At 64.4% G+C, this 10,659-nt stretch carries 20 protein-coding genes; 19 read left to right on the plus strand and 1 reads right to left on the minus strand.

Features of this window, described 5'->3' with window-relative positions; genetic code table 11:
- On the minus strand, window positions 1-589 hold a 589-nt coding region (locus NS2_RS33675; protein ID WP_222594901.1), incomplete at its 3' end, for an aminoglycoside phosphotransferase/kinase family protein.
- Window positions 590-1,243: 654 nt separating this feature from the next.
- On the opposite strand from NS2_RS33675, the gene NS2_RS33680 reads away from it, so the two are divergent.
- From NS2_RS33680 to NS2_RS33760, 19 genes are all read left to right on the plus strand, one after another.
- The gene (locus tag NS2_RS33680; RefSeq protein WP_033091374.1) at window positions 1,244-1,489 is read left to right on the plus strand and encodes a hypothetical protein; all 246 of its coding nucleotides are present in this window, start codon (window positions 1,244-1,246) and stop codon (window positions 1,487-1,489) included.
- Window positions 1,482-2,237 (plus strand): hypothetical protein, encoded by a 756-nt coding sequence (locus tag NS2_RS33685; RefSeq protein ID WP_106852489.1) that lies wholly within the window; start codon window positions 1,482-1,484, stop codon window positions 2,235-2,237. Before NS2_RS33680 ends, NS2_RS33685 begins: the two co-directional genes overlap by 8 nt.
- Window position 2,238: 1 nt before the next feature.
- Window positions 2,239-2,409 carry a hypothetical protein gene (locus tag NS2_RS36505; RefSeq protein ID WP_155240012.1) on the plus strand — a complete coding sequence of 57 codons (171 nt, stop codon included), beginning with the start codon at window positions 2,239-2,241 and terminating at the stop codon, window positions 2,407-2,409.
- Window positions 2,406-4,472, plus strand: coding sequence for a hypothetical protein (locus NS2_RS33690; RefSeq protein ID WP_033091372.1), 2,067 nt, complete (start codon window positions 2,406-2,408; stop codon window positions 4,470-4,472). The genes NS2_RS36505 and NS2_RS33690 overlap by 4 nt, the downstream gene beginning before the upstream one ends.
- Window positions 4,469-4,645 (plus strand): hypothetical protein, encoded by a 177-nt coding sequence (locus NS2_RS36510; protein ID WP_155240011.1) that lies wholly within the window; start codon window positions 4,469-4,471, stop codon window positions 4,643-4,645. The genes NS2_RS33690 and NS2_RS36510 overlap by 4 nt, the downstream gene beginning before the upstream one ends.
- Entirely contained in the window at window positions 4,642-5,538 is an 897-nt protein-coding gene (locus tag NS2_RS33695) for a DUF2637 domain-containing protein (protein WP_036545799.1), read from the plus strand. The genes NS2_RS36510 and NS2_RS33695 overlap by 4 nt, the downstream gene beginning before the upstream one ends.
- Complete coding sequence (locus NS2_RS33700; protein WP_033091370.1) at window positions 5,535-5,984, plus strand: hypothetical protein; 450 nt, start codon at window positions 5,535-5,537, stop codon at window positions 5,982-5,984. The genes NS2_RS33695 and NS2_RS33700 overlap by 4 nt, the downstream gene beginning before the upstream one ends.
- 32 nt (window positions 5,985-6,016) lie before the next feature.
- A complete protein-coding gene (locus NS2_RS33705; RefSeq protein ID WP_033091369.1) occupies window positions 6,017-6,958 on the plus strand; it encodes a hypothetical protein in 942 nt (313 codons plus the stop codon).
- Between the two features lie 172 nt (window positions 6,959-7,130).
- Entirely contained in the window at window positions 7,131-7,613 is a 483-nt protein-coding gene (ssb, locus tag NS2_RS33710; protein WP_033091368.1) for a single-stranded DNA-binding protein, read from the plus strand.
- Window positions 7,614-7,621: 8 nt separating this feature from the next.
- A complete protein-coding gene (locus tag NS2_RS33715; RefSeq protein WP_071344671.1) occupies window positions 7,622-7,897 on the plus strand; it encodes a hypothetical protein in 276 nt (91 codons plus the stop codon).
- Window positions 7,898-7,955: 58 nt separating this feature from the next.
- Window positions 7,956-8,378 (plus strand): hypothetical protein, encoded by a 423-nt coding sequence (locus NS2_RS33720; protein WP_033091366.1) that lies wholly within the window; start codon window positions 7,956-7,958, stop codon window positions 8,376-8,378.
- Window positions 8,375-8,662: a hypothetical protein gene (locus NS2_RS33725; RefSeq protein ID WP_033091365.1), complete on the plus strand. Its 288-nt coding sequence runs from the start codon at window positions 8,375-8,377 to the stop codon at window positions 8,660-8,662. Before NS2_RS33720 ends, NS2_RS33725 begins: the two co-directional genes overlap by 4 nt.
- Complete coding sequence (locus NS2_RS33730) at window positions 8,659-8,931, plus strand: hypothetical protein (RefSeq protein ID WP_143161467.1); 273 nt, start codon at window positions 8,659-8,661, stop codon at window positions 8,929-8,931. The genes NS2_RS33725 and NS2_RS33730 overlap by 4 nt, the downstream gene beginning before the upstream one ends.
- The gene (locus tag NS2_RS33735; RefSeq protein WP_033091363.1) at window positions 8,928-9,194 is read left to right on the plus strand and encodes a hypothetical protein; all 267 of its coding nucleotides are present in this window, start codon (window positions 8,928-8,930) and stop codon (window positions 9,192-9,194) included. The genes NS2_RS33730 and NS2_RS33735 overlap by 4 nt, the downstream gene beginning before the upstream one ends.
- Entirely contained in the window at window positions 9,191-9,493 is a 303-nt protein-coding gene (locus tag NS2_RS33740) for a hypothetical protein (protein ID WP_033091362.1), read from the plus strand. The genes NS2_RS33735 and NS2_RS33740 overlap by 4 nt, the downstream gene beginning before the upstream one ends.
- Window positions 9,493-9,702 carry a hypothetical protein gene (locus tag NS2_RS33745; RefSeq protein ID WP_033091361.1) on the plus strand — a complete coding sequence of 70 codons (210 nt, stop codon included), beginning with the start codon at window positions 9,493-9,495 and terminating at the stop codon, window positions 9,700-9,702. The genes NS2_RS33740 and NS2_RS33745 overlap by 1 nt, the downstream gene beginning before the upstream one ends.
- Entirely contained in the window at window positions 9,702-10,088 is a 387-nt protein-coding gene (locus NS2_RS33750) for a hypothetical protein (protein WP_143161466.1), read from the plus strand. Before NS2_RS33745 ends, NS2_RS33750 begins: the two co-directional genes overlap by 1 nt.
- A complete protein-coding gene (locus NS2_RS33755; protein ID WP_033091359.1) occupies window positions 10,085-10,417 on the plus strand; it encodes a hypothetical protein in 333 nt (110 codons plus the stop codon). Before NS2_RS33750 ends, NS2_RS33755 begins: the two co-directional genes overlap by 4 nt.
- A gap of 11 nt (window positions 10,418-10,428) precedes the next feature.
- Complete coding sequence (locus NS2_RS33760) at window positions 10,429-10,635, plus strand: hypothetical protein (protein WP_143837622.1); 207 nt, start codon at window positions 10,429-10,431, stop codon at window positions 10,633-10,635.
- The last annotated feature ends 24 nt before the right edge of the window (window positions 10,636-10,659 follow it).

Here is a 10,659-nt window from a genome sequence, read left to right on the forward strand (position 1 = left end):
GGACACTAGCATCACGCATAAGATTGCCGATGTGGGCATCCCCATGTATTGGCCCCCACCCCAAAGCAGAGTCTATCTGGCCAAGCTGCTTTTCTATCTTTGTTTTGCGGTCGTAAATAAACTCAATGTCGGCCAAGTTGAACTTATCACGGAGTTTTGCGAGTCGACCATCAATCTTTGGCATGGCAGTAAAATGCGGCAATGTAAACAATGCCGGTTGCGGAAGTGTGTGCAGCCTTCGGATTATGCAGCCAAGTTCTGATGCGGTCGGCTTAACCGGGCTCTCGTCGATTAGTTTCCAAAATGTCACCGGAAAGCTATCGATGATCAGAATGTCAACTTCCGGATAGGCTAATTCAGTACCGGAGATACCATTCTCTGCAAGCCAAACAGAGACGGCAACCTCCTTCTTGCTCTCATTAATGGATCGGCCTATTCGCACAATAACAGATTCGGCGTTGAGGCGAAATAACGCGTTCTCTCCGATTCGGATCAGTTGGCTTGCATCGGGATCAATTCCAAGTTGCTGGCAAGCGGCGACCATCACGCCATGCGCCGTGTTGGGGTCCAAGTGCGTCGCGGTCGGCATTTCATCAGGTTACCGGTTGCTCCTCCGGAATCGCGCTCATCAACGGGTACGGGGGCCAGTGACGGCTACTAGCCGTTTGCCAGACAAGGGGGGCACACAAGCACGAGCCGTGTGCCCCCCTTGTGCCCCGATACCCCCCAGATCTGGCCTGCCGCTCTCCCCATGTTCGCGAGTGTCCTTGTACACGAGCGGTTTTCGCTCGACACGCAACGAAGGGAGCGAGAGGGATGGTTAGTTCCAGGAAGCGCGCAGGCGCTGTGAAGACAAAGGTGGTGTTGATACCTCTCTCCGAAGGGGGAGAGCTTGTCCACTACCACCCAAAGACACTGCGGCGCTGGATTTCCAAGGGGTGGTTAACCGGATACACGGTTGCGGGCAGCAACCACCTCCGGATTGATCGCGATGAACTCTTGGGGTTGGTCCGCCGAGTCCCGGCGGCAACACGGTTGTCTTCCGGTCCGCTGCCGATTGCCCCCGTGGACGGTGCGGCATGATCCGGGGCTCGTTTTTGCTGCTCGCAGCCGTTCTGGCGATCGGGATCTTCGTGCCCCAGGTGGCCATCCTGCTCTTGGTCGTGATCCTTTTGCTTGGTCTCGTAGGCATCGTCTGGACCTACCGGGGTCCGTTCGACCGCCGTCGGCGGGGTGGTCGGCGATGAACGACTACTTGATGTTCGGTTACCGCGACCGTGACCGGGCGGCCGTGCGGGTTTCCCCGATGGCGGCGGCGGTGTTGTTCGTGCTGGCTCTGGTGTTCGTGTCGGGCCTGTATCTGGGTGTGCTGCTGTTCGGTACTCGGGAGGCGTCGCCGACCACTGTGGTGACGTGCCCCGCGCCGGGGACGCAGCAGGTGGCGGTGTGGCCGAAGGACTGCCCGCGCGAGGCGGTGAGCCATGACTGACCCGGAGATTCGGTTGCAGGCGTGGGAGACCCGGCTCTCGGAGTTCACCGCGCAGCAGTACGGGCTGTCGTTCGACACGCTGATCAAGGCCATCGGCAAGCGGCCGCGGGATGCCTACCGGTTCGCATCACGGTTGAAGAAGCTCGGGCACGCAGAAGTGGCTCGGGTCGACTACGGGTCGCCGGGACCGTGGCGGAACTCGTCGATATTCGACGAGGCGGGGACCGTCCCGCATGGCCCGCTGTGGCTGGCGCTGACCCGTGAAATCAACTGGGGTTACCTGGAATTTGATCCGGGGGACTGGCGGCCGAAGCCGTCGACGGCGGCGCATCTGACCGCGGTCACGGAATTGCGGCTGGCGCTGACCGGGTTGGAGACCGATCCGGCGGCGTGGACGAGTGAGCGGCTGTTGCGGCGCTGGCTCAAGACCGACACCGGACGCCCCGAGGGCCACATTCACGATGCCTGGTTCCGGGACTTCACCGACCCGGACAAGGTGTGGGCGATCGAGGTGGAACTGTCGCGCAAGTTCGGCGACGGCCGCCTCCAGCGCACCATGACCGCCGCCTTGGACATCGCCGAGCGCAACGACTTGGCCGGCGTTCTGTACTTCGTCCGCGGGGACAGCGTTCGCAAGGCCGTGAAGGGCGTCTCCACCCGGATCGCGCACCAACGCAATCTCGATCACCTTCCGAACTTCGAAATCCATGACCTCGATGCCACTTTGGCGCGCAAGGGGGTGCGCTGACATGAACATTTCCATCAACCCCGCGCGGCTGGACCTGTTCCGCACGGGACCGGCGAACTGGGAAAAAGCCAAGCCGCTCAACCTCTGGGCGCTACCCGCCGACGAGATCCGCACCACGCTGGAGGCCCTTCTCGATCGGCCGCAGTCCTCCGGTGAGGAGGGACAGTCATGACCGAATGTGTCCCGTTGATCACCCCGCAGGACTGCGGCACCACGCCCGTCGCGCCGCCCTCGGTCGCCCCGGTGCCCGAACCGCCTCCGACATCCGATGTCGTGGTGAATTCGGTTGCGCCGCAAACACCTTCGCCAGACAAGTTTGAGAACTCCACCTTGCCCAATGGGTGGCATGCCCCGAACTGGCAGCTGCACATCTCCAGCGTGACCGATGTGCTGGCCTGGCTGGGCACGCTGCTACTCGGACTCGGTTTCCTGGTCGGCCTGGCGGTGGCAATGGTGTGGGTAGCGCACTGGCGGCGCTGGGATGCCCGCCAGGTTCGTAACTACGCCCTCGGTGCACTGGTCCTGCCGCTCGGGGCCATGGCCGTCGCGAATTCCTGGTTTGCCGCCCCAGCGCTGTGGTGGCAGGGCACCCAGGTGTTCGCGCACTCGGGTCCCGGGTCCGGGGCCATGGTGGCGATGACCGCGGGCTGCCTGCCGCTGGCATGGGGTGCCGCCGCGGTGTATCGATCGCGGTTCCTGTCCCGGCTGGGCACCGAAGGTGTGGACGCGCCGTGGAAGACCCGGCGACTATTGCGTCGCCAGCAGCACGGGCAGGCCGCGGCCGCGCGCCGGGCTGCGAAGTACGGTGCGCCGCTGACCACGGGGTGGTTGAAGAACCGTGTGGTGTTGGGGCCGTTGTCGGAGAAGACCGACGCGACGCAGCCGACCACGATCACGCAGCTGGTGTCGAAGCGGTCGGCGAAGTTGGAGATTCCGATCGAGAACCTCGGGCACATGATCGTGCTGGGCAAGTCGCAGATGGCGGGCAAGACCACCATGCAGGTCCGGCTCGGCACCGCCCTGTACGAGGCGTACTGGCACCGCTACGTGCGTACCGGGGAGAAACGTCCGCTGCTGATCAATCTGGATTGCAAGGGCGGCAAGGCCGGGTTGGCGACGGGCCGCCAGGTGGTCAAGATCGCACACCGCCTTGGGGTCCAGCCTTCGCGGATTGCGTTGTGGCCTATCACGAGCCGGTTCGACATCTGGGACATGGACGAGGACGACCAGACCGCGACCCTCGAATCGATGATCAACCCGGTGCAGGCCACTGACGCGGGCGCGGAGCACTTCAAGCAGAACCGCATCCGAGTGGTGCAGTTGGCGACGAAGGCCCCGGGCGGGAAGTCCAAGAGTCGAGACGATTTCCTGCAGCGGCTCACCGTGGACTGGCTGACCAAGGCGTATGCAGGCAACCCGGCGATTCTGGCGGAGATCGCAGATCTTCAGCAGAACAAGCCGCCCGCGATCGGGGATGTGGCGGGCAAGTTCCGCAACATCTTCAACGCGATCGGCGAGGGCTTCGACGGCGGTCGGCCCCTGGATTCCTTCGATGTCATCTATGCCACCGTGCCCGGCACTGTCCGCGGGGAGTATGCCCGTGCGCAGGTCGCGGCGATCACGACGCTGATCTCGCAGTTCGCGTGCAGTGATCATGACCGGCAGATCATTTTGATCATCGATGAGATGTCGGCGGTGTCGGACAAGACCGGCGGCATCAACCAATTCACCATCGCCGAACGGCTTTTGGGCATGGGCGTGATCGGGATCTTCTCCGCCCAGAACCAATACGGGCTCGGGCAGACCCAGGATGAGCGCCGCCGTCTGATGGAGGCATGCCCCTCGGGTGCTCTGCTGATGAATCTCGAAGGCGCGGGCAAGGTCTCGGAGGTTTTCGGGACGCGTCCGGTTACCGAGAACTCGCGGCATTCCAAGGGCGGCAAGGTCGGCGACGAAGGCACCCTGGGCAACCGGGAAACCTTCTTCATCGACCCGAACCGGCTCGCCGAATTCAAACGCGGAGACGTGGTGTGGGTGCACGCGCTCAAAGCCCAATGGGGGCACGTGGTCCCAGTCGAGTTGGACGAGATCACCGAACTTCCGGCCGACCCGTTCCCGGAGCGCTGGGCCACCACGCAGCCGCGGGTTCCGCTGCGCGCGGTGCGGGATCTGGATTCCGGGCGTGCCCGCCGCGCCGATTTCGGTGGCGATGGTGAGGGCGGTGAGGTCGCATGACCGATTACCTGCGCCCGATGGCCGCCTACGTGGCCACCCGGACCGGCCACCGTCGCCCCGGTGATGGTCACCTCGGACAGGCCAGCGCGGACCGCGTGACCGCCCCGGACAGGCGGGCGGACACCACCGAGGACACCCCGGACAACGGGGCGGACAGGGGGCGGACACGATGACCAAACACACCGACAAGCCCCGCGGCCACCGAGTGGCCCAGGCCGGATTCGTCTTCGGGTCGCTGACCTCGGTGGCCACCAATGTCCTGCACACCTATCTGCCCACTGTCCACATGCCGTCGGGGCTGGCGCTGGTGATCGCGGCCCGCATCGGGTCCGCAGTCTGGCCGCTCGGGCTGCTGCTCAGCATCGAAGTCCTGGCACGTGTGGCATGGCGACGTGGCGGGCTGTGGGCGCTGGCGCGGTTCGGCGGGGCGGGCACGGTGGCACTCGGGTCGGCGGTGATCTCCTACAGCCACGTCCGAGATGTGCTGTTGGCCTGGGGATACGGACATCCGGCCGCTGAGTTCGGGCCGCTGACGCTCGACGGGTTGATGGTGGTGTGCGGGTTCGCACTGCTGTCGCTCACCCCCTCCGAGACAGACGCCCCGAAGGTCCAAGCCGAATCGAGCGCGCACCGAGTACGCCCGGAATCCCTTGCGGTGCGAGAGATTCCCCTGGCGACTCAAATCGAAGCGATCGGCGAACCTGTCCTCCCGGCTCCCCACGGTGTGGCGCTGGTGTCCGGACAGGCGGACACCACGGTCAACGGGGTGGACAGCACCGAGGACAACGAGGCGGACACCCGTCGCCAGCGAGCGCGGGAGTTACACGCCCAGAACTGGAGTCATGGCCGCATCGCCGCCGAACTCGGAGTCAGCAAGCGCACTGTCCGCCGCTACGTGTCCCCCGGGGCGGACACCGATCCGGCCACCGGTGGCCACGCGGACACCGGCGAGGACACCCGGGCGGACACCTCAGATCTGGCGGAAGCCGGGAGCGCGCTTCCCGCGGAGTGGCTGACCGGCATCGACACCAATCACCACGACAACCACGAAGGAGTTCCGGCATGAGCACCAACAACAACGGCAAGGGCATCGATTGGGACGGCGAGCTGCAAATGCTCATGGAGTCCTCCGGCATCAAACTCGCCGAACTCGTCCGCCCGAAATGGACTGTGCGAGTCCGCCGCCGAATTCTCGGAGCCCGCGCCTTCATGGTCGCGATCGTGATCGCGGGCGTGCTGATGTGGGTGACCGCAGCGTCGGGGGCACCCGAGGCGGCCGTGGTCCCGGTGCTGGTGTGGCTGGCGGGCTGGGTTGGGTACGGCGTGTGGATCAGCCTGGGCCGCCCGGACTGGAGCATCTCCGCGCATACCGTCCGCGATCTCGGCACCGCCGGATTCCAGGCCACCTCGCGCTTCTACTTCGCTCGTTCCCGCCCAGTCCGCGCTCGCTGGCGGGCCTGGCGTATCGCTCGCACCCGTGATCGCGCCGTCGTCGACGCGGCCACGGCCTGATCCAGAAATTCCAGTGAAAGGAATGAAATCCCATGTCCGGTAACGAGGTGGACGAAGCCGCCCGCAATTGGCCGCAAGTCTTCGCGCTGATCATGCAACTGTTGCAGCGCATTCAGCACGCCAGCGCCGATGGATCGATTCGCCTGTCCCGCACCGACTACAAGCAATTCGTCACCGAGCTGCGCGACGCCCAGAAGACGCTGAACCACGAGATCACCAACACCCGGGCGTGGTATCAGGCCCGCACCGAGGACTACCAACGCGAATCGGCCGCCGCCAAGGCCCGCGCCGTGGCCGGCACTTCCCCCGAGGAACAGGCCAAGGCGACTGCCTACCTGGCCGGGCTGCGCGCCAGCATCGAGCACACCATCCACGACACCGTGCTCACCGCAGAACAACGCGGCCAAGTCATCCAGGCCATCGATGCCGTCGACAGCGAGCCGGAAAAACCGCTAGCGCGCAACGTGTTCGAACCCGTCAGCGGGAAAGCCGCAGTGCAGGCTCGGTATACGGCGGCGGCCAGTGAACAGAAGGTGGCCGAGCATCGCGAACGGCTCACCCAGACGACGACGGCGACCGCCGAACCGGTGAATGCGGAGATCACGAAACTGCGGCAGGAGAACACGCGCCGGTTCGACGATCTCGCCGGACGCCTGGACGCCCTCGAAGAGCGCATCAACAAGCTGATCCCGCAACAGACCGCGAACGCCGAGGCCACCAACGGCCACGGTCCGGCCCGCAACGGCCACAAGGCCCGCCAGCAGGCCCAACAGCAGGCCGAAAGCCACCAGGGCGGCGGCGCAGCCCAGCAGGCCGAAGCCGCAGCGCCGGGCGGCCCTGCCGCACAGGCTGAGGCCGAGTCCGAGCAGCCGAGCGGGGAGCAGCGGACCGCGGCCGAGCGAATCGCCGAGGCGTGGAACGAGGCGTCGGCCAAGCCCGAGGCCGAGGCCGCGCAGATGCAGGCCGAGGCGTGACCCGAAATGACTGTGCCCCATGGATTTTTCAACAACAACACAGAAAGGAGCAGTCAATACGACAGCTGAACGCCCGTGATGCCTTGGCATCACACCTATGAGGCTTGGACAACCTCACCGAGCCAATGTCTCGGAAACCGAATTATTTCAACAACTTTCAGGAGAATCTGAAATGTCTGGAGAGACGACTCTCACCATCATCGGCAACCTGACCGCCGACCCGACCATCCGTTTCATGAACGACACGGGTGACGCGGTGGTCAATTTCACGGTCGCTTCCACCCCGCGGGTCTTCGATTCGAAGTCCAAGCAGTGGAAGGACGGCAACCCGGTGTTCATGCGCTGCACCCAGTGGCGCGAGGCCGGGCAGAACGTCAGCGATTCCCTGTCCAAGGGAGATCGGGTCATCGTGGTCGGCAAGTTGCAGCAACGCGAATACACCGACCGCGACGGCGTCAAGCGCCAGGTCATGGAAGTGGTGGCCGACGAGGTAGGAGCGTCACTGAAGTACCACGTGGCGCGGCCGATCCGGAACAAGGCCCGCAAGAACAGCGGTCAGTCTTCTACCGGTTCGGGCGGGCGTGGCCACGGTGTCAGCGATGACCCGTATGCCGCGGCCGCGCCGGAAGACGAGTCCGAGGGGGTGCCGTTCTGATGGCGTGCATGGAAAGCCGAACCGGAACCAATGAAGGCCACGCAGCGATCATCGTCCGCTGGCATGGTGCCGAAACCAAGGTGATCTTTGAGTCCACCGAGGTCGGGCCGCGCATCGAAGTCGCTTGGATGGCCGCGGCTGAATCGGGGGTCCGGGTGTTTCTCGACTTTGCGGAAGCCGAACTGCTCGCCGACACCGTGAAATTCCTCGTGGCCCGCGTGACGCGTCGCGGCGATTTCGACGGCGACTTGGTGCCGCCGGACTGGGCACAGGGGCCGTTCTGATGAGCAACCCCTTGTGCCACAACACCATTCACCACTTCATCCAGAAGGGAATCTGATCATGTCCTACATCATCACCGAAGGCTCGACCGCCGTCGAACACCGCAGCGGTCATGGCCACATGCAACTGCACTGGCATCAGATGCCGTTGCCGACGGTGCGGCCCCTGGAGGAGGACTCAAGTCTCGGGGATATCGAGATTCGCTGGCGGGCCGAGATTTCCGATGGGGTGAAGGCGCATCTGAATCTCGAGGAAGCACGAGCCCTGCGGCAAATGCTGGACGAAGCCATCGTCCATGTCATGGCCCGCGGTGGTGCGGTGGCTTACCGGACCGGCGACGACAACGGCGTCGTTGGCCTCGGGACCGTCAAAGGCGACGGAACCGGGACCGTGCCGGAATGGGTGAGCGAAGCCCGCGAGAACGGTTATCCGTCCCCGCGGGAAGCCCTCGGCATCTCCGAGTCGGGGGAGGCGTCGCGATGAGCCTCAAGGTATGGATGCAGGTCTCGTCCAGGAGCGCCTACAGCGACGAGGAGCTCGAGGTCCGCTATTCCAACGCCACCGACGTGATCGTGGTGTCGGTTGGCTCCGGTCACCTGTTCATGGAGTTGCCGATCGCGGAGGAACTCTTCGAGAAGCTGCGCGAGGCGCTGCAGACCGGTGCGCTCGCCCAGGCTGTCAGCTCTGGTTCCGGAGTGTGGCTCTCGGCAATGGAATTCGTTCCTGCCGAGGACGTTTCGGACCTTCAGCAGAAGGTGGTGGCGTGATGGACGCGGCATACAAGGCCCGCTGCACCAAGGAAATCGCGGCCATGGCGGCCACGATGAAGGACGACGGCAGCATGCATTTGGCCTATATCCATGGCCAGGCGCATGGTTCCATGATCGCCGACCTTCCCGGTGATCTCGCCAGCCGCGTGCTGACCGTGATCTCGGAGGTGTTGCTCGAAGCCGAGCAGCGCGGGGCTGTCAGGACCGGTCGGCACCGATTCGATGACTTCTCCACCACTGCCAATGGTGAGGAGGTGTCGCGATGATCCGCAATCTGTTGCACCGATTGCACGGTCGCGGCGGCCGCGGTGCGTTGCTTCGGGTTCCGGTGTGCCTGATGTTCTCGGCACATTACGAACGCGACAACGATCTCGTGATCTTCGGATTTCGAGACGCGCACACCGGTGACGGTCCGGCGTTGGAGTTGGCGTTGTGGCAGGCGGTCAGCCTGCGTGACATTCTCGACGCCGCGATCAGCGACGCCGTGATGATCGGCAACGCCGCCGATGGGCAGGAGGGGCCGCGATGAGCGGATACCTCTACCTGCGCACCGAACCGCGGCTGTGGACGGTCGGGCACTACACGCCGGACGGCGAGTGGATTCCCGAATCCGACCACGGCAGCAGTACCGCTGCGGCCGAACGGGTTTCGGTTCTCAACGGTGGTGTCAGCGCCGTGGATGTGGCCGAGCTGATCAAGGAGCGTGACGATCTCAAGGACCAGTGCAAGGAACTGCTCGATCAGGTGCAGTGCTTGCAATGGGACCTCGGAGCGCTCCAGCAGCAGCACGACCTCTGCCCGCAGCTGCCAGTCACTGGGAGGGCGTGATGGACCCGAATGCCGCTCTGTCCGAGATCAGGTCACTGGTCAAGCGGTACAGCGAGATTCAGGTGTGGGACGTTCACGACCTGCGGGACGTGGTCGACATCCTGATTGAACTCACTGGCCATTTCGATGGGTTGGATCAGTGGCTGTCGCAAGGCGGCTTCCTGCCCAAGGAATGGGAGTGGGCGCACTCCACCGCGGGGAGGGCGTGATGGACCCCAACATCACGTTGCGTGAGATCCGCAGACTCGTTCACGGGTATGTGGAGCTTCGCGAATACGCGCCCGACCGCTACACCAAGGTCAACGGTTTGCTGTTCTGCCTGACCGAATCGGTGACCGACCTCGATCGGTGGCTGCGCCGCGGTGGGATCTTGCCTCGCGACTGGGCCACCACTTCCAGGACAGTGCCGACCGCGACGGCTGAGATTCAGGTCATCGACCGGACGGCGCTGTCGGCGGTGATCGGGACCGCGCTGGAGTACCTGCGTGAGGTCGGGGTGATCGTCGGTGACATCGATGTCGCAGACGAGCACATCGTGTCGGCGATCCAGGCCCGGTGGACAATGTTGTCCGCCCGTTCGGAGGTCTCGGCATGATCGAGTACCTCGACGAAAAGTGCTGCGGCCAACCGATGGTGAAGATTCCGGCTCGCCCGGCGGATGCACCGTTCGAGTACCTCATGCACTGCTACGAGTGTGGTCACTACGAACCGTGGGATGTCGACGAGGACCCCACGACTGGTGACGGCCAACCCGCGGGAGGACCGGCCGTGCGCGGCTCGGGATACCAGTGGTGCGGCTGCCGGGACTGCTTCGACACCGTGGTCGGAACAGTCGGCACGCTGACGCTGTGCGATGGCTGCGCAGAGGCGGGGTGCGAGATCCAGGACGGCGAGTGCCAGCGAGAAGACGCCTACGGAAACTGAGGTGTCCGATCATGGCCAAAACCGCCAAACCAATGAGTCAGCGGACACAGCTGCGGCTCGGGCGGGAGATCCAGGAACAGTACGACCATGGGGCCAGCTGGGCCGCGATCGCCGTGGACTTCGATCTATCGATGAACAAGGTGAAGCAGCTCGCGAAGCTCTACCGGGAGGACTGTGATCGGAGAGCCCACCAGAACCAGTTGACCCTGTTCCGCTGACCACTCCAGACACAACTGAATATC

This window comes from Nocardia seriolae NBRC 15557, assembly GCF_007990715.1.
Classification (GTDB): Bacteria; Actinomycetota; Actinomycetes; order Mycobacteriales; family Mycobacteriaceae; genus Nocardia; species Nocardia seriolae.